The sequence below is a fragment of the Dactylosporangium salmoneum genome, from assembly GCF_039532525.1.
GTDB classification, from domain to species: domain Bacteria; phylum Actinomycetota; class Actinomycetes; order Mycobacteriales; family Micromonosporaceae; genus Dactylosporangium; species Dactylosporangium salmoneum.
Window position 1 is genome coordinate 228,241 of record NZ_BAAARV010000016.1, and the last position, 21,133, is coordinate 249,373.

17 protein-coding genes are annotated in these 21,133 nt (G+C 74.1%); 5 read left to right on the forward strand and 12 right to left on the reverse strand.

All coding sequences use genetic code 11. From position 1 onward, the window contains the following. Positions 1-357: 357 nt before the first annotated feature. Positions 358-1,803 carry a bis-aminopropyl spermidine synthase family protein gene (locus ABD352_RS08725; RefSeq protein WP_344611728.1) on the reverse strand — a complete coding sequence of 482 codons (1,446 nt, stop codon included), beginning with the start codon at positions 1,801-1,803 and terminating at the stop codon, positions 358-360. A 416-nt stretch (positions 1,804-2,219) separates the two neighbouring features. On the opposite strand from ABD352_RS08725, the gene ABD352_RS08730 reads away from it, so the two are divergent. Continuing rightward, the gene (locus tag ABD352_RS08730; protein ID WP_344611729.1) at positions 2,220-4,202 is read left to right on the forward strand and encodes a M4 family metallopeptidase; all 1,983 of its coding nucleotides are present in this window, start codon (positions 2,220-2,222) and stop codon (positions 4,200-4,202) included. 58 nt (positions 4,203-4,260) lie between these two features. Here ABD352_RS08730 and ABD352_RS08735 read toward each other — a convergent pair whose 3' ends face one another. Continuing rightward, entirely contained in the window at positions 4,261-4,641 is a 381-nt protein-coding gene (locus ABD352_RS08735) for a PPOX class F420-dependent oxidoreductase (protein ID WP_344611730.1), read from the reverse strand. Between the two features lie 176 nt (positions 4,642-4,817). Between ABD352_RS08735 and ABD352_RS08740 the strand changes: the two genes are divergently transcribed. Continuing rightward, the gene (locus tag ABD352_RS08740; protein ID WP_344611882.1) at positions 4,818-8,000 is read left to right on the forward strand and encodes an ATP-binding protein; all 3,183 of its coding nucleotides are present in this window, start codon (positions 4,818-4,820) and stop codon (positions 7,998-8,000) included. Here the strand turns inward: ABD352_RS08740 and ABD352_RS08745 are convergent. Further along, the gene (locus ABD352_RS08745; RefSeq protein WP_344611731.1) at positions 7,984-8,364 is read right to left on the reverse strand and encodes a GNAT family N-acetyltransferase; all 381 of its coding nucleotides are present in this window, start codon (positions 8,362-8,364) and stop codon (positions 7,984-7,986) included. The two genes, ABD352_RS08740 and ABD352_RS08745, sit on opposite strands and share 17 nt — an antisense overlap. A gap of 56 nt (positions 8,365-8,420) precedes the next feature. Between ABD352_RS08745 and ABD352_RS08750 the strand changes: the two genes are divergently transcribed. The 3 genes from ABD352_RS08750 to ABD352_RS08760 are packed head-to-tail and all read left to right on the forward strand — an operon-like array spanning position 8,421 to position 10,767. Continuing rightward, complete coding sequence (locus ABD352_RS08750) at positions 8,421-8,948, forward strand: hypothetical protein (RefSeq protein WP_344611732.1); 528 nt, start codon at positions 8,421-8,423, stop codon at positions 8,946-8,948. Beyond that, on the forward strand, positions 8,945-10,102 hold the full coding sequence (locus ABD352_RS08755) for a sensor histidine kinase (RefSeq protein WP_344611733.1): 1,158 nt from the start codon (positions 8,945-8,947) through the stop codon (positions 10,100-10,102). Before ABD352_RS08750 ends, ABD352_RS08755 begins: the two co-directional genes overlap by 4 nt. Next, complete coding sequence (locus ABD352_RS08760; protein WP_344611734.1) at positions 10,099-10,767, forward strand: response regulator; 669 nt, start codon at positions 10,099-10,101, stop codon at positions 10,765-10,767. Before ABD352_RS08755 ends, ABD352_RS08760 begins: the two co-directional genes overlap by 4 nt. Before the next feature lie 2 nt (positions 10,768-10,769). On the opposite strand, the gene ABD352_RS08765 is transcribed toward ABD352_RS08760, so the two are convergent. The 9 genes from ABD352_RS08765 to ABD352_RS08805 form a co-directional block, all read right to left on the reverse strand. Next, on the reverse strand, positions 10,770-11,804 hold the full coding sequence (locus ABD352_RS08765) for a nitronate monooxygenase (RefSeq protein WP_344611735.1): 1,035 nt from the start codon (positions 11,802-11,804) through the stop codon (positions 10,770-10,772). A 105-nt stretch (positions 11,805-11,909) separates the two neighbouring features. Continuing rightward, entirely contained in the window at positions 11,910-12,623 is a 714-nt protein-coding gene (locus ABD352_RS08770; protein ID WP_344611736.1) for a SanA/YdcF family protein, read from the reverse strand. Between the two features lie 67 nt (positions 12,624-12,690). Next, positions 12,691-14,595: a TIR domain-containing protein gene (locus tag ABD352_RS08775; RefSeq protein ID WP_344611737.1), complete on the reverse strand. Its 1,905-nt coding sequence runs from the start codon at positions 14,593-14,595 to the stop codon at positions 12,691-12,693. Positions 14,596-14,597: 2 nt separating this feature from the next. Beyond that, positions 14,598-15,503, reverse strand: coding sequence for a carbohydrate kinase family protein (locus ABD352_RS08780; RefSeq protein WP_344611738.1), 906 nt, complete (start codon positions 15,501-15,503; stop codon positions 14,598-14,600). A gap of 68 nt (positions 15,504-15,571) precedes the next feature. Next, complete coding sequence (locus ABD352_RS08785; protein ID WP_344611739.1) at positions 15,572-16,372, reverse strand: alpha/beta hydrolase; 801 nt, start codon at positions 16,370-16,372, stop codon at positions 15,572-15,574. Between the two features lie 36 nt (positions 16,373-16,408). Further along, on the reverse strand, positions 16,409-17,164 hold the full coding sequence (locus tag ABD352_RS08790) for a class I SAM-dependent methyltransferase (protein WP_344611740.1): 756 nt from the start codon (positions 17,162-17,164) through the stop codon (positions 16,409-16,411). Positions 17,165-17,239: 75 nt separating this feature from the next. After that, positions 17,240-17,908, reverse strand: a complete 669-nt coding sequence (locus ABD352_RS08795) for a response regulator (protein WP_344611741.1) — start codon at positions 17,906-17,908, stop codon at positions 17,240-17,242. Next, the gene (locus ABD352_RS08800) at positions 17,905-19,095 is read right to left on the reverse strand and encodes a sensor histidine kinase (protein WP_344611742.1); all 1,191 of its coding nucleotides are present in this window, start codon (positions 19,093-19,095) and stop codon (positions 17,905-17,907) included. Before ABD352_RS08800 ends, ABD352_RS08795 begins: the two co-directional genes overlap by 4 nt. A gap of 10 nt (positions 19,096-19,105) precedes the next feature. Continuing rightward, positions 19,106-21,094, reverse strand: a complete 1,989-nt coding sequence (locus tag ABD352_RS08805) for a polysaccharide deacetylase family protein (RefSeq protein ID WP_344611743.1) — start codon at positions 21,092-21,094, stop codon at positions 19,106-19,108. Positions 21,095-21,133 lie beyond the last annotated feature (39 nt).

Consider the following 21,133-nt stretch of genomic DNA (forward strand, 5'->3'; position numbering starts at 1 on the left):
GATAAGTCCGAAAAGTCGGGCGCTGGCGCGCCACGACTTTTCGGACTTATCACGATTTATGCGGCTTCAGGCGAAAAATCGGATAAGTCGTGGCGCGCCAGCGCCCGACTTATCCGCAAGATCATCGCCCGCGCGCACGAGCCGCAGGCTCCGATCAGAGCCCCAGCAGGCGGGCAATCACGTGGCGGAGCAGGGCCCGCGAACACGAGCTGCGGGCTCCGATCAGAGCCCAGCAGGCGGGCAATCGCATGGCGGGGCAGGGCCCGCGAACACGAGCCGCGGGCTCCGATCAGAGCCCCAGCAGGCGGGCAATCGCGTGGCGGGGCAGGGCACGCGAACACGAGCCGCAGGCTCCGGTCAGAGCGTCAGCAGGCGGGCGATCGCGTGGCGGGGCAGGTCGAGCAGGCGCGCGTCGAGGTGGTCGGGGCCGATCGCCTCGGCCGCGCGGGCCTGCGCCTCCCCCCGCGACAACGAAGGATCGGCCCGCAGGAGGGCCTCCCGCAGCACGTTGCCGAGCTTGCCGTGGGCGTGGGTGAGCAGCCACTCGGCCGCGACCGGCCCACCGGACCGCCGGGCCGCCTCGACGATCGCCTCGCGCGGGCCGGGCTGGCTGCGCAGCAGCCGCAGGTCGTACTTCGCCGCGACCAGCGAGCGCAGGGCGACCTGGGCGGGCTCATCGCGCAGGTCCGGGTGGTTGTTCGGCACCAGAAGGCGCACGGACGGCGCGTTGAGGGCGATCAGCACCCGGGCGAGCCAGGGGCCGGGGTCGGCGGAGAGGTCGACCGTGACCTCCGGGGCATTGAGCGGCCCCCCGCCCAGGATCCGGGCCGGCCCCGTCCGCGCCGCGCCCTCCAGCGACTGGCTGCCGTGGGTGTAGATGTTGGCCGCGCCGGCGAGGCGGTCCAGGCGCCGGTCCAGGATCTGCCACGCGTGCGGGGTGGGGCGGCAGACGTACAGGTCGCTGGCGCTGCCCACGGCCTGGGCGCCGTGGTAGCGGTTGAAGGCCGGCAGCATCGCCTCGATGACGAGGTCCAGGTCGAGCACGGCGCGCTGGACCTTCAGGCCCAGCGCCGGGGTGAGCGGGCTGAAGCCGTAGGCCATGACCAGCCGCCCGTTGTCCCGGTCGCGCAGCGCCTGGGCGCCGCGGCCGAGGAAGAGCTGCACGCCCTCCGGGGTGTACGGCGGATCGGTGAAGATCAGGTCGGCGCTCCCGGCGACCACCGGCGGCAGGCCGAAGCGCAGGTCGGCGTGGAAGCAGGCGATGCCGGCCCGCTGGGCGTCGATGTAGGCCAGGAGGCGCTCGTCGACGTCGACCACGGTGATGGCCACGTCCGGGCAGGCGCGGCGCACGGCGAGCGAGGTCAGGTCGTGGTCGCCGATGCAGACCAGGTGGGCGCCGGCCAGGTCGTAGGTGGTGGCGAGCCACTCGGCCCGGCGCTCGGCGGTGTCGGCGGTCGCGGAGACGTGGTCGAGCTCGCGGTCGGCGGCGGGGGCGCCGGCGATCAGCTCGGCCATGCCGGTGACCTGCGGGCGGTGCTCCAGCGCCGGCAGGCGGAAGCGTTCGCGGTACGCCTGCCGCACCGACGCCCGCAGGGCCACCAGGCCGGCGTCGCGATCCAGGTCGGTGCCGGCCGCGCGCAGGAGCGCCTCGGCGGTGCGGCGCGGCACGGCGAAGTCGCGGACGAGGTCCTCCAGGGCGGCCGGGCCCTCGATCAGCCGGGCGATGATTTCGCGCAACCGGCGGCCCGCTATGCCGGATGCCGAGACGACAGCGGCGACCGCTTCGATCGGCTCGGCTTCCACCTGCGCACCCTACATCGGCGCGGATGGCAGTTAAAAGTTAACGAGGAGTAGCGACACTCCAGGGCCGTGATCTACGGAGCGCAAGATTTCTGGCATGTTTCGGACTCTCAAGTACAGGGTGGGGGCGAGGGTCCCCCCAAGGGCATCGACCCTTGTCCAAGTCTTCCCCGATGTGTGATCGTCCTCGCATCGCTGCAAGTCGATGAGGACGGCAGGCCGGCACCACGGCGCGCGCGCCGGCCATCCAGATGCTTCGACGAGCGCGTGTCTCCATTGGTTCCGGCACACCCCGTCACACATTCCCCGGTGGGGTGGGTCGTTGCTGAAAGAAGGCACCCTTGAAGCTCTCACCACGGTTCGCTACAGCGGCCGGAGTGTTCGCGGTCGGGCTGGTAACAGCCGGCACCGCCGCGGCCGTGCAAGCATCACCCCCATCACCGTCCTCGGGCCTCGAGGTCTCCAACGCCGCCGCCGCCCAAGCGGTCGACTCGTTCGTCAAGAGCAAGCCGAGCGTGCTCCAGCCCAGCTCCGACGACGCCTACGTGCAGAAGTCGGTCACGGCGTCGGGCAGCGCGAAGTACATCTCGTACGAGCGCACCTACAAGGGCCTGCAGGTCCGGGGCGGCGACTTCGTCGTCGTCACCGACAAGACCGGCGCGACCACGTACACGTCGGTGTCGCAGACCAAGGCGATCGGCAACCTCTCGACCACGCCCTCGATCAGCGCATCGGCGGCCGAGGCGGTCGCCCGCCAGCAGCTGACCACCGTCAAGAACGTCGAGGGCACGCAGCTGGTCGTGTACACCCTCAACGGGGCGGCCAAGCTGGCGTACGAGACCACGCTCAACGGCATGGGCAAGGAAGGCATCAGCCGGCTCAGCGTGGACGTCGACGCCGCCACCGGCGCGCTGCTCGGCACCACCGAGCACGTCATGGAGGGCACCGGCACGGGCTGGATCAACGGCTCGGTCACGCTGAACACGACCCACTCGGGCACGACGTACAGCATGAAGGACCCGACCATCACGAGTCTTTCCTGCCAGAACGCGACGGGCAACACGATTTTCACCGGCCCCGACGACGTGTGGGGCAACGGCACCGGCACCGACCGTGAGACCGGCTGCGTCGACGCGCTCTACGTGGCGCAGACCGAGATCTCGATGCTGTCCTCGTGGCTCGGCCGTAACTCGTTCGACGGCAGCGGCGGCGCCTGGCCGCTGCGCGTGGGCCTGAACGACCAGAACGCGTACTACGACGGCACCCAGGTCCAGATAGGCAAGAACACCGCCGGCCAGTGGATCGCCTCGGCCGACGTGGTCGGCCACGAGAACGGCCACGGCATCGACGACCACACGCCGGGCGGCATCTCCAACGGCAACACCCAGGAGTTCGTCGCGGACACGTTCGGCGCGGCCACCGAGTGGTACGCGAACAACCCGAACGACCCGCCGGACTTCCTGGTCGGCGAGGAGGTCAACCTCGTCGGCACCGGCCCGATCCGCAACATGTACAACCCGTCGGCCCTCGGCGACGACAACTGCTACTCCAGCAGCATCCCGTCGGAGGAGGTGCACGCGGCCGCCGGCCCCGGTAACCACTGGTTCTACCTGCTGTCGCAGGGCACCAGCGGCAACGGCCAGCCCGCCAGCCCCACCTGCAACAGCAGCACGGTGACGGGCCTCGGCATCCAGACCGCGATCAAGATCATGTACAACGCGATGCTCATGAAGACGTCGTCGTCGTCGTACCTGAAGTACCGCACCTGGACGCTGACCGCGGCCAAGAACCTGTTCCCGGGCAGCTGCACCGAGTTCAACACGGTCAAGGCCGCGTGGGACGCGGTGTCGGTGCCGGCCCAGTCGGCCGACCCGACCTGCACCGGTGGCACCACGCCGCCGCCCACCTCCTCGAGCCCGCCGTCCTCGCCGCCGCCGACCGGTGGCTGCTCGGGCCAGAAGCTGGCCAACCCCGGCTTCGAGTCCGGCACCGCCTCGTGGGCCGGCAACACCGGCACCATCGGCCAGTGGGCCAGCTCGGGCCAGGCCGCGCACGGCGGCACGTACAGCTCCTGGCTCGACGGCTACGGCAGCACCCACACCGAGGCGATCAACCAATCGGTGACCATCCCGGCCGGATGTAGCGCGACGCTCACGTTCTACGTGCACATCGACTCGGCCGAGACGACCACCACGACCCAGTACGACAAGCTGACCATCACGGCCGGCACGACGACGCTGGGCACGCTGTCCAACCTCAACAAGGCCTCCGGCTACCAGCTCAAGAGCTACAGCCTGAACGCCTTCGCGGGCCAGACGGTGAGCATCAAGTTCAGCGGCTCCGAGGACTCCTCGCTGCAGACCTCGTTCGTCATCGACGACACGGCCGTCACGCTGAGCTAGTCCGACCGCACGTAGGAGGGGCCCGGGTCGCGCGTCGCCCGGGCCCCTTCCGTGCGCGTCAGAAGGCGACCGCGATCCCGGTCACCGGCGGGCGGCGCAGGCGCAGCACCCGGGTCAGGAAGTTCCCGGCCCGGGACATGAAGTACTTGCGGGCGATGTACTCCCGCGCCTGAGCGGTGCCGGCCTCGTCGAGCAGCCGGGCGGTGCCGGTGGCGGTGGGCGCGCCCGGCGCGATCTTCCCGCGGATGTTGCACACCGTCACGCCGACCCGGCTGTCGTTGCGGATGCGCTTGACCTTCCAGGCGTCGGTGTTGGACACGATGAACAGCTCCCCGTCGTGCACCGCGTGCCACACGGGGGTGGCGACGGTGGTGCCGTTCTTGCGATAGGTGGTCAGACTGACGTAGTTCGCCCGGCCGAAGTCCTCGAGGACGCTCATTCGTCCAGCGTACGTCCCAGAAGATCATCGCCCGTTCGGCTGGTCGGTCCCATCCGAACGGATCAGCCTCGGCGGCGTGGCCTCCCTCGGGAGCCGCGCCTGCCCGTACGCTCAGCCGGACGCCGACTTCGCGGCGCAGGCGAGCAGTTGGAGGGTCCGGCATCCTGGAGTTCCGCATCCTCGGCCCGCTCGAGGTCGACGGGCCCACCGGCCCGGTCGACACCGGCACCCCGAAGCAGCGGGCCGTGCTCGCCATGCTGGCCGCCCAGCCCGGCCGCATCGTCTCCGTGCAGCGGCTCATCGACGAGCTGTGGACCGAGGAGCCGCCCGAGCGCGCCATCTCCTCGCTGCAGGCCTACGTCTCACGGCTGCGCCGGGCCCTGGAGCCGGACCGCACCTCGCGCGACCGCTCCGCCGTGCTGGTCAGCCGCGCCCCGGGCTACCTGCTGCAGGTGCCGGCCGAGTCGGTGGACGCGGCCCGGTTCGCCGCGGCGGTCGAGCGCGCCCCGGCGGAACTGGCCGCCGACCCGTCCGCCGCGCTGCAGACCCTGGCCGCGGCCCTGGAGCTGTGGCGGGGCGATCCGCTGCCGGAGCTCGGCGACTCGCCCCTGGCCCGGGCCGAGCGGGGCCGCCTGGTGGAGCTGCGCCTGAGCGCGGTCGAGCGGCACGCCGAGGCGCTGCTGTCCCTCGGCCGCGCTTCCGAGGTGGTGTACCGCACGGAGACCGCCCTGGCCGAGGCGCCCTACCGCGAACGGCTCTGGGCCCTGCTCATGCTGGCCCTGTACCGCAGCGGCCGGCAGGCCGACGCGATGGCCGCCTACACGCGCGCCCGCACCGGGCTGATCGACGAGCTGGGCATCGAGCCCGGCCCGGAGCTGCAGCAGCTGGCTGGCGACATCCTGCGCCAGGCGCCGCACCTGGCCCCCTCCGCCCAACCTGCCCCCTCCCCTTCGACCCCCTCTCCGGCAACCACCGTCGCCGACATTCCGGAAATGCCCGAAATGCAGTGGCGGGCCCCCGTTCCGGACATCGCCGAGGTGCCCGAGGGGCTGGTGGGCCGCGACGACGAGCTGCGAACCGTGGACCGGCTGCTCGCCGAGGCGGCCGCCGGGCGAGGCCGCCTGCTGCTCGTCTCGGGCAGCCCCGGCATCGGCAAGTCCGCCCTCCTGCGCGAGGTCGCCGCCCGGGCGCAGGGCCGGGCCCTGGTCGGCACCGGCACCGGCGTGGACGGGGAGGCGCCGCCGGTCTTCCTGCCGTGGGCCCAGATCCTGCGCGAGATCGCCGAGGGCGAGGGCGCCGCCGAGGCGCTGGCCACGGCGTTCGCCCCGTACGGCAACCTGCCCGCCGTGCTCGACCCCACGCTGGGCGACGCGCTGCCGCTGCCGGCCGCCGAGCGCCTGAGCGATCCGGAGATGGCGCGGTCCCGGCTCTTCCAGGGCATCGTCGACGGCCTGGGCCGGCTCGCCGCCCACGCGCCGCTGGTGCTCGTCCTCGACGACGCACACTGGCTCGACGCCCCCTCCACGGTGCTGCTGACGATGTTCGCCAAGGCGCTGCGGCGCAGCCGGGTGCTGCTGGCCGTCGGGTACCGCGAGGCCGAGCTCGCCCCCGAGGCGCCCCTGGCCGGCGTGCTGGCCGAACTGGTCGCCGACCCCGCCGCGCAGCGGGTGCCGCTGGCCGGCCTGGGCGAGGAGGCCATCGCGGCGCTCTCCCGCTCGGTCACCGGCGGGGACGTGCCGGCGGAGACGGTCGCGATGCTCGCCGACCGCACCGGCGGCAACCCGTTCTTCGTGGTCGAGCTGCTGCGGGTGCTCGTGGCCGAGCACACCCTGTCGCCCGAGCACGTGCCGGTGCGCGTCCAGGAAGTGGTCCGCCGCCGCCTGGCCAAGCTCCCCGGGCAGGTCAACGCGGTGCTCGCGGTCGCCTCGGTGCTCGGGCGCGACGTCGCCGTGCCGGTGCTGCGGGAGGTCGTGCAGATCGACGAGCTCGACCTGTTCGACACACTCGACACGGCCGTGGTCGCCGGGCTGCTGACCGCCACCGACGACCCCGGGCTGCTGCGGTTCTCCCACGACCTCGTGCGCCAGACCGCCTACCTGGACCAGGGGCCGCTGCGCCGGGCCCGGCTGCACGCCCGGGCCGCCCAGGCGCTGCGCGACACGGGCCTGGGCACCGCCAGCGCGCTGGCCGGGCACCTGCGCGAGGCGCTGCCGGTGCTGACGCCCTACGACGTGGCCCCCGCGCTGGCCCTGGCGGCCGGCGAGGCCTACGAGCGCACCGCGCACGAGCAGGCCGCGGCGCTGTTGCGGGAGGCCCTCGACGTGCTGCACCGCGCGCCCGTCGGCGAGCGGCGCGACGTCGCCGAGCTCGACCTGCGCATCCGGCTCGCCTACATGCGCCAGGCCACGGACGGCTACCTCGCCTCCGGCGTCGCCGAGGAGTACGCCGCGATGGAGCCGCTGCTGATGCGGCTGCGCGGCCGGCCGGTGCTGGACGTGCTGCCGGCGCTGTGGGGGTACGCCAGCTTCCACACCGCCGCGGGTGACGTGCAGCGCGCCGTCGCGATCGCCCGCTCGCCCGCCGCGCGAGGGGCCGACGACCCGTGGGCGGCGCTCGTGGCCGAGGTGCACGAGGGCCACGCCGCGCTGACCGAGCTCGACCTGCCCCGCGCGCACAAGTGCTTCACCACGGCGCTGGCCGCGCTGCCCGGCGGCGAGCAGCCGATCTTCCCGATCGTCAACTGGGACCCGATCATCGGCGCGCACGCCCCGGCCGCCATCGCCTCCGGGCTGCTCGGCGACGACGAGGCGGCCCAGGCGCACCTGCGCGCGGCCCGGGAGCGGGCGGCCCGGGTCGGCGAGCTGTTCCTGGACATGTACGTCGCGCACTACGCGGCGGTCGTGGCCGCGGACCGCGACGATCCCGGCGCGGCGGCCGAGGCCTCCCGCGCCACCCTGGCGCTGGCGGAGCGGGGCGGGCACGCGGAGTACCGCAGCCTGGCGGGTCTGGTCCTGGGCTGGGCGGAGGTGCGCCTGGGCGCGCCGGAAGGCCTGGCCCGGATGGCCGCCGCCCGGGAGCACCTGGGCGCGGCGATGCGGCGCTTCGGCCGGCTCGAGGCGCTCTACGCCGACGCGCTGCTCGCCCTGGAGCTGCGCGCGGAGGCGGCCGAGGTGGCGGGCGCGGCGCTGGAGCTGGGGCTGCCCGGGCAGAGCGGGTTCTCCGAGCCCGACCTGCGCCGCATCCGCGCCCTCGCGCTGGGCGACGCCGGCTGCGCCCGCGCGGCCCTGGAGCGCGCCCGGGCGCTGGGGCACGCCCCCGCCACCGCGCGGGCCGAGGCCGCCGTCAGCGCACTGGAGTAGACAGCACCCGCTCGTAGCAGACCGACAGGGGCGAGCCGGCGTACGGGCCGAACGGCGGGATCTCGCGGTACCCCTCGCGCTCGTAGAAACGGCGGGCGTCGGGCTGCTCCACGCCGGTCTCCAGGCGCAGCAGCCCCCAGCCGCGGGTGGTCGCGGCGGCCTCCAGCGCGCGCAGCACCGCGGCCGCGCCGAAGTGGCCGCTGCAGCGGGTCGGCCGGGCGGCGCTCGCCCTGCTGTCAATGGTGGAGGGCGCCGCCGCGCTGGCCGCCGCCGACCCGGAGGCGTATCCGCCGGCCGCCCAGGAGGCGATGCTCGATGCGGGGTTGGAGGCATTCGGGCTGTCGATCTCCACCCGCTGACGCACCGGTTTCCACCCGTGGGTGGGGGTGCCGGAAGGGCCCGATCCGTAGCGTCTGCGGCATGAACCTCACCACCGCGCTGATCGTCGTCGCCGTCATCGTCCTGCTCATGATCCGCCGGTACGTCGGCGAGCCGCTCGAGGCCCGGCGCCTGGTCACGCCGCCGCTGATCCTGATCGTGCTCGGCGGCCTCGCCCTGTCGAAGGTCGACTTCTCGGCCGCCGGCCACCACGCGGTGACCGACGGGGTGGTGCTCGGCGTCAGCGCGCTCCTCGCCGTCCTCGGCGGCATCGTGCGCGGCCTGACCGTGAAGGTCTTCGTGCAGAACGGGCACGTGTGGTACCGCTACACGCTCCTCACCATCGCGATCTGGGCCGGCCTGATCGTCCTGCGCCTCGGCCAGTCCCTGGCCGGCCACGCGCTCGGCGCCGACTCCGACGTCCTGTCCGCCGGCCTGGCCCTGGTCGCGGGCCTGAGCTTCCTCGGCGAGGCCGCGATCGTCGGCCGCCGGGCGATCGCCACCGGCGCCCCGTTCGCCCCGCGCGGCGCGCGCAAGGCGGCCCGGTCGGGCGTCGGCCTCGGCCGGTGACCACCGGCGCGGCCAGCGCGGCGATGCCCCAGACTGAGCGGGTGTACCAGGTGACCGACCGCCAGATCGCCCGCTGGCGCCAGCTGCGCAGCCTCGTCTTCCTGGTCATCCTGACGGTCGCGATCTTCCAGGACGAGCCCCGGCCGGGCCTCACCGGCCGGGGCCTGGCCCTGCTCGCGGGGGTGGTCGTCGGCGCGGCGGCCTGGCTCGCGATGACCCTGCGCCTCGGCCCGCGGCTGCAGCCGTGGGCCACCGGCGTGTGCATGGCGACCGGCATCTTCATGACCGCGGCCCGCCCGGGCGGCTACGGCGCCGCCTACACCCTCGCCGCCGTGACGATGGCCACCGCCTCGCTGCCGCTCATCCAGGCGGCCATCCAGACCGGCGTGGCCACCGCCGCGCTCATCGTCACCCACGCGCTGGTCGGCACCCCGCTGGAGTCCATCGTCATCTGGGCCGGCGTCATGCTGGTAGTCCTGCTGCTCGGCACCATCCGGCGCGAGCGCGAGGCGCGGGCCGAGCAGGACAAGGCCCTGGCCGGCGAGCAGGCGCGCACCGCCGCCCTGGCCGAGCGGGCCCGCCTGGCCCGCGAGATCCACGACGTGCTGGCCCACTCGCTGTCGGCCCTGTCGGTGCAGCTGGAGACCGCCGCCGCGCTGCTGGAGCGCGACCGCGCGGCCGACGCCGCCGTCATCGTGGACAAGGCCGGCCGCCTGGCCCGCGACGGCCTCACCGAGACGCGCCGGGCGGTCAGCGCGCTGCGCGGCGACCCGGTCCCGCTGCCCGAGCTGGTCGCCGAGCTCGCCGCCGGCTACCGCACCGACCTGGACGCCCCGGCGACGTTCGCCGTCGACGGCGACCCGCGCGAGCTGACCCCGGAGGCCGGCCTGGCCCTCTTCCGCGGCGCGCAGGAGGCCCTGACCAACGTGCGCAAGCACGCGCCCGGCAGCGCCGTGGAGCTGCGGCTGGAGTACCTGCCTGAGGCGGTCCGGCTGACCGTGCGCAACCACGGCCCGGCCGGCCCGCCCACGACCGGCCTGTCCTCCGGCTACGGCCTGACCGGATTGCGCGAGCGGGCGGAGCTCGCCGGCGGCACCGTCGAGGCCGGGCCGTGCGGCGGCGGATGGCTGGTGGATGTGAAGATGCCCGCATGACGATCCGGGTAGTCGTGGCCGACGACCAGACCGCCGTCCGCGAGGGCCTCGCCGTGATGCTCGGCCTGCTCGACGACGTGGAGGTAGTCGGCGAGGCGGCCGACGGCGAGCAGGCGCTGGATCTGGTGGCCCGCGAGCACCCGGACGTCGTCCTGATGGACCTGCGCATGCCCCGGCGCGACGGGGTCGAGGCGACGGGCCTCATCCGCGCCCGGCACCCGCAGACCCGCGTCGTCGTGCTGACCACGTTCGCCGACGACGAGCACATCCTGGCCGCGCTGCAGGCGGGGGCGCTGGGGTACCTCACCAAGGACGCCGGCCGGGTCCAGATCGCCCAGGCCGTGCGCGCCGCCGCGGCCGGCCAGTCGGTGCTCGACGCCCAGGTGCAGCAGCGCCTCCTGGCCGCCGCCGTGCAGGCCCAGCCGCCGGCCCCCGCCCCTGCCCCGGCCGCCGGGGACGGCCCCCTTCCCGACGGCCTGACCGCCCGGGAGGCGGAGGTGCTCGCCCTGATCGCCGAGGGCCTGTCCAACCGCGAGATCGCCGGGCGCCTGTTCGTCACCGAGGTCACGGTCAAGTCGCACGTGAACCGCCTCTTCGCCAAGACCGGCGTCCGCGACCGCGCCCAGGCCGTGCGCTACGCCTACGAGCACGGCCTCGCCTCCTAGGCCTAAGCCTTCGCCGCCAGGCCGCTCAGCACCTCGCCCGCGGGCCGCGCCCGCGCGTGCGGGAACCCGGTGCCGGCCCACAGGTGGACCCGATCGGCGTCCCCGGCCGCGGCCGCCGCCCGGCGCAGCGGCGTCGTGAGGTGATGCACCGCCGGGTACCCGACGGGCGCCGCCTCATGGTGCCGCTCGACGAACCCGTTGCGAATGGCCCGCGCCGGCCGCCCGCTGAACGCCCGGGTCAGGATCGTGTCCACAGTGGACCGCTCGGCCAGCGCCGCCTTGTGCACGGCCGACGCACCGCTCTCGTCCGCCCGCAGCAGCGCGGTGCCCACCATGACCGCCTCCGCACCGGCCCCGAGCGCCGCCGCCACGTCGTCCGCGGTCCCCACTCCCCCGGCCCCGACCAGCGGCAGCCGCACCGCGCTCGCCACTTCCCCCAGGAGCTGCGGCAGCGGTACCTCCCGGGGCCACACTTCCGGCGTGAACGTCCCCGAGTGCGCCCCGGCCGCCGCCGCCTGCACGACGAGCCCGTCCACCCCGGCCTCGTCCGCCGCCCGCGCCTCCGCCACGGTGGTGACCGTCTGCAGCACGAGCACCCCCTGCCGGCGCAGCAGCGCGACCGCGTCCCCCGGCGGCAGCCCGAACGTGAACGACACCACCGGCACCGGATCCCGCAGCAGCAGCTCGAGCTTGGCGCCCCAGTGATCGTCGTCGTCGACGGGCGCGGCGAGGCCGAGATCCAGCCCGTAGGGCTCACCCTCGGGGCGCAGGCGCTCGGCGTACCGCCGGAGCTCCCCCGCCTCGATCGGCACCGGATTCGGCGCGAACACGTTGACCCCGAACGCCGCCGCCCCGCCCTCGCGCACGGCCCTGACCTGCGCGGCGAGGTCCTCGGCGGTGCGGTACCCGGCGGCGAGGAAGCCGAGCGCCCCGGCCCGGGCGGCGGCCCCGACGAGCGCGGGCGTGCTCGCCCCGCCGGCCATCGGCGCCGCCACCACCGGCCCCTCGATCCCGAGCCCCGCGAACAGTCCACTCATACCGTCGATCCTGCCTCAGGCCGCGCGCGCCCGGCCCCGGAAGGTTCACCCGGTCCGGACGAGTTGACGGCGTTGCCCGAGATGACGCGCGGGCACGCCTGCCCCTCAGCCGGCGAGGGCCTCCTCGATGCCCGTCTCGTGCCGGCCCAGGAAGACCGGGTCGCGGCCGGACAGGACGTCGTAGGCGGCCTTGTCGGCGGCACCGTACTCGCGCACGGCGCCCGTCACCCAGGGCTCGCGGAACCGGGCCGCAGTCGTGTCGCCCACCCCGTCGGCGTCCAGGCCCACGCGGCGGCACAGGGCCACGGCCCGCCGCACGTGGTACTCCTGGGTGACGACGATCGCCCTGCGCACCCCGAACACCCGCACCGCCCGCGCGCAGGAGTCGTAGGTGTCGAAGCCCGCGTAGTCGCGGACCACCTTCGCGGCCGGGACGTCGTGCTCGACCAGCCAGCGCAGCATCGCGGTGGGCTCGTCGTACTCCCAGCGGCCGTGGTCGCCGGAGACCAGGATCGCGCGGACCTTGCCGGCGGCGTAGAGCTCGCGGGCGATCTCCAGGCGGGCGGCCAGGAACGGCGACGGGGAGCCATCGGCGTACACCTGCGCGCCCAGGACCAGGGCGACCGGGGCGGCCGGCACCTCACCGACGCCGAAGACGTGGCCGCGCGCCTCCAGCCGCAGCCACTGCATGCAGCCCTCGGTGGCCAGGCCGGCCAGCAGGACGGCGGCGACGGCCGAGCCGAGAACGAGCCGCGCCGCCCGGCGCCACCGCGCGGCCGGGCGGGCATCCGGGGTCTCGGAATCGACGGGCTTCGCCATGCAGCCGAGGATGCCGGGCGGGGACGGCCGGCGCCAACGCGGACGCGGGAAACCGACAGGGCCGCGGCTACCGGTGGGCGGCGATGGTGCGCACGACCTGCTCGATGCCGTGGTCCCAGTCGGCGGCGAGGTCGGCGACGTGCAGGCCGGTCAGGGCGCTGGGCAGGTCGCGGGCCTGCAGCCCGGCGTCGATGCGCACCGGGATGATGTAGACGTCGTCCTCGGAGCGCTCCTGCTGCATCCGGGCGGCGACCTTCAGCTCGACCTGGAAGAAGCCGCGCTTGGCCACGGCGGTGCGGGACAGGCAGATGACCGCGAACTCGTACTCCGACAGGGCCCGGCGGATCTTGCGCTCCCAGTCCACGCCGGGGAGCAGGTCGTGGGTGTCCTTCCACACCTTGAGGCCGCGCCGGCCGAGGGCCTGGTAGATCCGCTCGACGGCGGCCTCGTCCTCGCGGCAGTACGACAGGAAGACCGTGGCCGCCCCGGCATCCTCACGCGGGTCGGGGTGGCCGTCCGCGACCACGGCGTCGCCGACCCGCCGGACGGCGGCCGCCGTGGCCCGCCAGTCGTCGGGGTCCAGCGCCGCCCGCCACAGGTCGAGCGTGCCCGCCCACTCCTCGGCTGGGCTGCCGTGCGGGCTGTAGAACAGGCGCCGCAGCGGCACCTCGGCGCCGCCGGCGAACGCGACCCGCAGCAGGACCAGGTTGGCCGAGTACACCGCGAGCTCCCGCACGTTGTTGCCCGGCCGCGGCCGGTAGCGGTCGTAGGGGAGGCTCGGGCGGCGGAACCGGTGGGCGGACATCAGGTTGTCCAGCAGGTGCGGGATGTTGTCGCGCTCCGGCTCGGCAAGCGTGGCGTACAGGTCGCGGGCGAAGGCCAGCACCGCCGGGCGCGTGGCGAGCGGCCGGTGGCTCAGCAGCGCCCGGGTCAGGCCGTCGTCGGCGAAGCCGTGCGCGTGCGGCCGGCCGAACGCCGCGAACGCCGCCTCCGCCAGCGCGTCGACGACGACCTGGGCGACCAGGTAGTCGCCGAAGCCGTCGGCCAGGAACCCGTAGCCGTGCGGGCCGGGGACGCGGGTGAAGAGGAAGTCGGCGAACGGGTGGCGTTGCCCCGGCCCGGCCACGCGCAGGGCGGCCAGGTCCTCCGCGAGCTCGGTCTCCGTCACGCCCGGGCGGCCGCGGTTGAACAGGCCGAGCGCCGCGACCCGCAGGACGTGGCCCTGCTCGGCGGGCTCGCGCTCCAGCAGGGCGCCGAGGACGTTGCCGTACACCCGGCCCGTGGCCGCTTCGTCGTCCGGCGCGGGCCGCCGTGGGTCGGCGGTGTACCGCGCGAGCAGGGACAGCAGCAGCGGCCGGCGGGCCAGCTCCGGGCGGCGCAGGGCGGCGGCCGGGGTCAGCGGGCGCACCGTCCCGGCCGCGATCGCCTCGGCGTTGGCCGCGTGCCAGGCGGCGAGCCAGGCCGCCACCTGGTCGTCGTCGAAGTCCTCCAGCTTGACCACGGTGGTGCCGTCCGGGATGGCGAGGCGCTCCACGGCGATGGTCCGGCAGGCGACGACGACGGCCGTGGGCCGCCCCTCGCTCGCCTCCCCGGCCTGGAACCGGGCCACCTCGAAGAGGTAGCCGGCCCAGCGCGCCGGGTCCTCCTGGAGCGGCTCGTGGAGCCCGTCGACGAGGAGGACCCCGGCGGTGCCGGCGCCGTCGACCGGCAGGCGCGGCGGCGAGAGCCGGGCGGCCGGCATCCGGCCGGCGAGCGCCTCGACCACCAGCGTCTTGCCGGCGCCGGGGTGGCCGATCAGCAGCAGCGGCCGCTCGGCCGACCCGGGCGCGCGCAGGTGGGCGCCCAGCCACGAGTCGAGGTCGTCGTGCACCGGTCGCCCGGCCCACCAGGACTCGTCGGCCGGCCGTTGCCCACCGCCCGGCTCGGTCACGCAGATGCGGTACCGCGGGCTGAGAAGCTCGGGCTCCTCCATGGCTAGCGCGTGGCGCGGTCGACGGCGGCGGCCAGCTGGGACTCCGTGATGAGCTCCTCGTGGGTGCCGGCGGCGCCACAGGCGAAGGCGCCGGAGACCGCGCCGGCCAGGGCACACTCCGCCAGCGGGCGGCCGCGCAGCCACCGGCTCATGAACGCGGTGCTGTACGCGTCGCCGGCGCCGTTGCTGTCCACGACCGGCCGCTCCGGGCTCGCGATCGGGAAGCGCAGCACGTCCTCGCCTCCGCGGGCCAGCACGCGGCTGCCGGCCTCACCCTCGGTGGCGACCACGATCGACGCGCGGCCCTCGGCGACGATCCGGCGCATGATGTCATCGATGCGGTCGGGGGCCCGGGCCGAGGACACGAAGACCACGTCGGCCTGGCCGGCCAGGGACCAGCCCCACTCGTCGGCGCCGTCCCAGGCGTGGATGTCGGTCGAGGTGGAGATGCCCAGCTCGCGGGCGGCCGCCCAGACGGCCGGGGTCTGCGTGGTCACGACGTGCACGTGCGCGGCCCGCTCGACCAGCGGCAGGTAGGAGTCCTCCGGCATGAGCGTGCCGTCCGGGTGGCGGCCGTCGAAGAAGGAGAAGCGGCGGCCGGCCGCGTCGACCAGGTTGACGCTGCGCGGGGTGCCGTTCGGGGCCGGGCAGGCCGTGAAGTCCAGGCCGGCGGCGGCGTAGCGGGCCCGGATCAGCGCGCCCTGCGGGTCGTCGCCGACGAGCGCGGTGAACTTGGTGCGCAGGCCCAGGGCGGTGAAGCCCAGCGCCACGCCGTTGCCCGAGTGGCCGACGTAGTCCCCGACGTCGTAGACGGGCATGTAGTCACCGGACGGGATGCGCAGCTCGGGCACGCGGACGATGGTGTCCACGCCGACGCCGCCCAGGACCAGCACGTCGAAGTCGGTCATGCGCAGGAGCATAGACGGCGCGATCGGACATCGAGGGGCATGATAGAGGCACTCCAACCGCCAGGAGGTTACAAGCGCTGAGCGGCGGACGTGCCCAGGGCAATCCCGGCCAGGGCGCGCAGGCTCTCGGTGCCGGGCACGAAGTACCCGTCGTGGCCGTCGACCCCGCCGACCGGCAGGGCCTCGGCGCCGAACGCGGGGTCGTAGGTGTGCGCGCCGTGGCCGGCGCCGGCCACCCGCACGCCGGGGATGCGCCGGGTCCAGTCGCCGGCCGCGGTGCCGGCCCACACGTGCGCGGCGGTGTGCAGGTCCCGGGCCGAGTCCACGCCCATGCCGGGGCTGCCGAGCGCCACGATGTCGGTGACCCGCCCGTCCAGCCCGGGCGCGGCGAGGCCGACGACGGTGGAGCCGTAGCTGTGCCCGACAAGGACGATGCGCCGGCCGGGCAGCCGCCCGACGAACTCGCGCAGCGCCGCCGCGCCGGCCGCGGCCAGGTCCTCCCGGGCCGCGCTGAGGCCGACGCCCGACGGCGGGTGGTAGCCGAGCCAGGCCACGACCGCGACCTTCCCGGCCGCGTCGGTGCCGCCGAGCGCGGCGATCTCGGCGGCCAGCGAGCGCGCCTGGTACACCGGGGCCCGGCGCTCGACGCCGCCGAGGCCGTGGTCGAAGTTGGCCGCGGTGGTGTTCACGCCGGGCACGAGCACGACCACCGTCTCCGCGCGGTACGGGTCGCCCACGACCTCCAGGGCCAGGCCGTCGGCGTACCGCGCGCTCTGGATCGGCAGCGGCGGCTCGGCGTGCGCCGGGTGAGTGGGGCCGAAGACGGTCAGGACGGCGGCGGCGAGGGGAAGCAGCAGGAGCGTTCGCATGCCGGGCAAGGTAGGAACGGGGCCGGGTGCCACTCGTCATACCGCGGAGCCGTCATGCGCGTAGTCCTGCGGTACCGAGGAAGACGAGGAAGACGAGGAAGAGCAGCGTAGTCCTGCGGTACCGAAGAAGAGCATCGGGTCGCACGAGTGGCGGTGCACGGCGGCCGACATGCGCAGGCGCCGCTTCAGGCTCAGCAGGTGGTCGTGCAGGTCGGGGTCGCCGCGCCGGGACGCCGTCAGGTACGCGAGGCCCTTGCCGCGCAGCCAGCGCAGCAGCACCGCGCCCTCGCTGCCCGGCCACGGGCGCCTGCCGTGGAAGACGTCGTGCACGGCGACCGCGGCCCCGGGCCGCAGCCGCTCCAGCAGGCCGGCGGTGTACCAGCGGGCGAAGCCGGCCGTGTGCCGGGCGTCGACCAGCACGAACCCCGGATCGGCGGGCAGCTCGGCGGCGCGCACGTCGCCGCGGGTGAACCGCCAGCGGGTCCGGGTCAGCTCGTCGGGCAGGTTCGCGGCGGCCGCGCCGATGCGGTCGTAGCTGTGCAGCACCCCGTCGCCGTTGTCGCGCAGGGCCCGCAGCAGCCACGACGTGGACCAGCCGTGGTACGCCCCGATCTCGACCACCACCCGCGGGCGCAGCGCCCGCACGGTCAGGTAGGCGATCTCGGCCTCGATGTCGTCGAGCTTGGGGCGCATCGGGCGCTGGGCCAGCAGCTCCCGCTGCTCCTCGCGGGCGGCCCGCAGGTCGGCGGCGTGCCCGCGGTACCAGTCGATGAGCGTCTCAACGGAGTACATGCGCGGATCGTAGGAAGGCGCCCCGCCCCGGGGCGTCACTCCGCGGAGCCATGCCGATGTAGCACCGGGGAGCTACTACGACTCCCCGGCGTTGACCACGCCCGTCTCGTAGGCGAACACGACGGCCTGGGCCCGGTCGCGCAGGTCGAGCTTCTGTAGCACCCGGCTCACGTGGGTCTTCACCGTCTGCTCGGCGACGACCAGCGTCTCGGCGATCTCCGCGTTGGACTGGCCGCGGGCGATGAGCCGCAGCACCTCGACCTCCCGCGGGGTCAGGTCGCGCAGCTTGGCCGGGCGGTGCGTGACCTGGCGCGGGCGGGCGGCGAACTGCTCGATGAGCTTGCGGGTGACCGACGGCGCCAGCAGCCCGTCGCCGGCCGCCACCACCCGCACCGCGTTGACCAGTTCGGCCGCGGGCGCGTCCTTGAGCAGGAAGCCCGACGCCCCGGCCCGCAGCGCCTCGAACACGTAGTCGTCGAGGTCGAAGGTGGTGAGCATGAGCACGCGGGGCCGGTGCAGGCCGGGGGCCCCGCCGAGCAGGCGGCGGGTCGCCTCCAGGCCGTCCAGCACCGGCATACGGATGTCCATGAGCACCACGTCGGGGGCGCGCTCGCGGGCCAGCGCCACGCCCTGCTCGCCGTTGTCGGCATCGCCGACCACGGTGAAGTCGGGCTGGGCGGCCAGCAGCGCGGCGAAGCCCTGCCGGACCATCGCCTGGTCGTCCACGATCAGGATCTTGATCATGCGTCTCCGTTCAGCGGCAGCGTGGCGACGACCTCGTATCCGCGGTCCTCGACGGGCCCGGCGGTCAGGGTCCCGCCGACGGCGGCGGCCCGCTCGCGCATGCCGAGCAGGCCGTGACCCTTGGCGTCCGAATGCGGCCCGCCGTTCGTCAGCTCGTTGCGCACGAAGACGGTCAGGTCCGACTCGTCGCGCGACAGCCGGATCGTGACGGGCGAGCCCGCGGCGTGGCGGCGGGCGTTGCTCAGGGCCTCCTGCACGATGCGGAAGGCGGCCAGGCCGACCCCCGGGGGCACCTCGACGCCGGGCAGCGGCGCGAACTCGACCGGCACACCGGCCTCCCGGGCCTCGCGGACCAGCCCGGCCAGCTCGTCGAGGGTCGGCTGGGGCTCGGTCAGCGGGACGGAGTCGTCGCGCAGCACGCCGAGCAGGCGCCGCATCTCGGTGAGGGCCTCCCGTGACGTGCCGGCGATGGCCTGGAGCTCCTCGGCGACGGCCGGCGGCACGCCCTCGATGCGGTAGACGGCGGTCTCGGCCCGCACGGCGATCAGCGACATGTGGTGGGCCACCACGTCGTGCATCTCGCGGGCGATGCGGTTGCGCTGCTCGACCACCGCCTGGCGGGCCTGGGCGAGCTCGGTGCGCTCCTCCTCCTCGGCCAGCGCGCGCTGGACCTCGCGGCGGCGCCGGATCTGGTCGCCGACGACCAGCACCGCCAGCAGGGCCAGCATCAGGCCCGCGATGTTCTGCGGCTGGACGTAGGACAGGATGAGCAGCACCGCCGACACGCCGGCCCAGATCACCACGCCGCGGCGGTGCCGGACCGCCACCACGAAGAGGATCAGCGGGTAGCTCAGGATCTGCACCGGCTGGAACGTCCAGGGCGTGCCCTGGTGCAGGTGTACCCGCAGGCTGGCGAGGATCGCCGTGAGAAACGCCAGCCGCCAGGCCAGCAGCGGCCGGGAGGCGACCAGCGCGATCGACAGGCCGATGAGGACGGAGCACAGGACGTACCAGACCTGGCCGCCGCGGGTGGCGTTGCCGAGGTAGTACTGGTAGGCCGCGACCCCCAGCAGGAAGCCGACGAGGACGCCGATGGTGGGCAGCGCGCGGCCCAGGCGCGTCTTGGGGTGGACCGCCGGATCCCGGCCGAACAGGAACTGTGCCAGGTCCTTGGTGATCCACCCCACGCGTCCCATGTTAGGCCAGCTGCGGCACGACCTCGTCGAGCGCCTGATCGACCGTGCGCACCGCGATGCCCTTCTGCTGGATCAGCTTCAGCTCGGCCTCGAGGTTGGCCGGGGTGACGGCGTAGGTCGGGTCCTCGGCGGAGGCGGAGACCTCGTGGTACACCAGCACCAGCCAGCTCTTGTCCCGGATAGCCTGGTCGATCCACTGGCCGACCTGGGCCGGCGTCGTGGTGTTCAGGATGTTCTGCACCTTGATGTTGTTGACGTCGGTGCTGTCCTTGGTGTTGTAGCCCTCGTCCGTGGAGCGGTGCGAGCGGTAGTACTTCTTGCTGGTGCTCAGCACGGTGGCGTTGTACTCGCCGTAGGGCGTGGCGAAGTTCTTGGCCACGGTCGGCCCGTACCACTGCCGCAGCGTGGCCTGGCTGTCCTTGAGCTCGCTGTCGACCTTCGCCGCGGTCAGCGTCGGCAGGTGCGGATGGTCGACGGTGTGCGAGGCGATCTCGATGCCGTGGTTGGCCAGGTCGCCCATTTGCGCCTTGGTCATGTAGTCCGGGTAGTCGACGGTACTGGTGAGCAGGTAGTACGTGGCGTCCATGTGGTATTTGTCCAGCAGCGGCACGCCCGCGGTGTACTGCGAGAGCCACCCGTCGTCGAACGTGAGGCTGACCAGTGCGCGGCTGAGCTGCGCCGGGGTGTACTCGGCGAGGGAGAAGTCGTCGGCGGTGATCCAGCCGACCTTGGCCAGGACCTGGAAGACGGTGATCTTCTTGGCGCCGGCCGGGACGGTGTACTGCGCGCTCACCTTCGCCCAGCTCGACGACGCCGGGGCGCTGGCCAGGTAGGCGTACTGCGCCGAGCCGTCGGCCATGGTGACCTCGACGTCGACCTCGCTGTCCACGTTGGACTGGTAGTAGTTGCTGTACTGGTACGTCTTGCCCGGCGTGACGGCGACCGCGGCGGGGCTCCACTTGGCGTCCCCGCTGGTGTACTTCGTGATCTGCGTCTTCACGCTGCGGCTGCCGGTGCGCCCGGTGGTGAGGTAGCTGAACGTCGTGGTGTTGGTGCCCCAGGCCGAGCTCGTCCACCCGGACGGCGCGGTCCCGTTCGCGGTCTCGACCGACGGGTTGGCGATCAGGTTTCCGGGCGTGGCCGGCGGCGGCGTGGTGCCCGTCGAGTTGTTCACGGTCACGGTGACCTTGGTGGTGGCCGCGGCGGCGCTGGTCGCGGTGCGGGCGGTGGCCGTCACGGTGTGCGCGGCGTTGGTCGCCTTCGTCGTGTCCCAGCTGGCCGTGAACGGCGCGGTGGTGTCCTCGGCGCCGAGGTCGACGCCGTCGACGGCGAACTTCACGCCGATCACGTCGGCGCTGGCGGTGGCCGCGATCTGCTGGGTGCCGCTGACCGTCGCGCCGCCGGCCGGGGCGGTGAGCGCCACCGAGGTCGGCGTCGGCGTCGGGTCGGACGCGCCGGACTCGGCCAGGAAGTACAGGTCGGTCTGCAGGCTGCCCTTCTTGGCCAGCACGTGGTAGACGGACGCCTTGACCGCGTTGGCCGGCGTGGTGAACTCGACCGACAGCTGCTTCCAGCCGCTGGAGACGGCGGCGTCGGCCAGCCAGACGAAGGTCTGCTTGCCCGCGGCGGTGGTGTAGACGACCTCCAGGGTCGTGGTCACGTCGCTGATGTACCAGTCCGAGACCACGTACTTCGTGTTCGGCTTCACCGTGACGGGCGCGGACATCCACTTGGCGTCGCCGGAGGTGCGCGAGGTCATGGTGACGGCCAGGCTCTTCTGGCCGTCCTTGCCGCCGGACTTCCAGCTCGACGTGGCCTGGTTGGTGCCCCACTTGTCGAAGGTCCAGCTGGCCGGCCCGGACCCCTGAGCCGTCTCGGCCGAAGGGTTACCGATGAGGTTGGCGCCGATCGCGTACGCCGTCACGCTGGGCAACAGCGCGGAGACGACGGCCGCCAGGATCCCGCCGATGAGCAATCTGTACAGGCGCAAGTGTCGGCACCCCTTCGAACCTTGAATGCGATCCCTTGA

What these genes read in the sequence shown, in the direction of transcription:
- ABD352_RS08735 (WP_344611730.1), bottom strand. Translation starts at nt 4,641, where the DNA reads ATGAGCGTCCTCGAGGACTTCGGCCGGGCGAACTACGTCAGTCTGACC.
- ABD352_RS08750 (WP_344611732.1), top strand. Translation starts at nt 8,421, where the DNA reads ATGAACCTCACCACCGCGCTGATCGTCGTCGCCGTCATCGTCCTGCTC.
- ABD352_RS08760 (WP_344611734.1), top strand. Translation starts at nt 10,099, where the DNA reads ATGACGATCCGGGTAGTCGTGGCCGACGACCAGACCGCCGTCCGCGAG.
- ABD352_RS08765 (WP_344611735.1), bottom strand. Translation starts at nt 11,804, where the DNA reads ATGAGTGGACTGTTCGCGGGGCTCGGGATCGAGGGGCCGGTGGTGGCG.
- ABD352_RS08770 (WP_344611736.1), bottom strand. Translation starts at nt 12,623, where the DNA reads ATGGCGAAGCCCGTCGATTCCGAGACCCCGGATGCCCGCCCGGCCGCG.
- ABD352_RS08775 (WP_344611737.1), bottom strand. Translation starts at nt 14,595, where the DNA reads ATGGAGGAGCCCGAGCTTCTCAGCCCGCGGTACCGCATCTGCGTGACC.
- ABD352_RS08780 (WP_344611738.1), bottom strand. Translation starts at nt 15,503, where the DNA reads ATGACCGACTTCGACGTGCTGGTCCTGGGCGGCGTCGGCGTGGACACC.
- ABD352_RS08785 (WP_344611739.1), bottom strand. Translation starts at nt 16,372, where the DNA reads ATGCGAACGCTCCTGCTGCTTCCCCTCGCCGCCGCCGTCCTGACCGTC.
- ABD352_RS08790 (WP_344611740.1), bottom strand. Translation starts at nt 17,164, where the DNA reads ATGTACTCCGTTGAGACGCTCATCGACTGGTACCGCGGGCACGCCGCC.
- ABD352_RS08795 (WP_344611741.1), bottom strand. Translation starts at nt 17,908, where the DNA reads ATGATCAAGATCCTGATCGTGGACGACCAGGCGATGGTCCGGCAGGGC.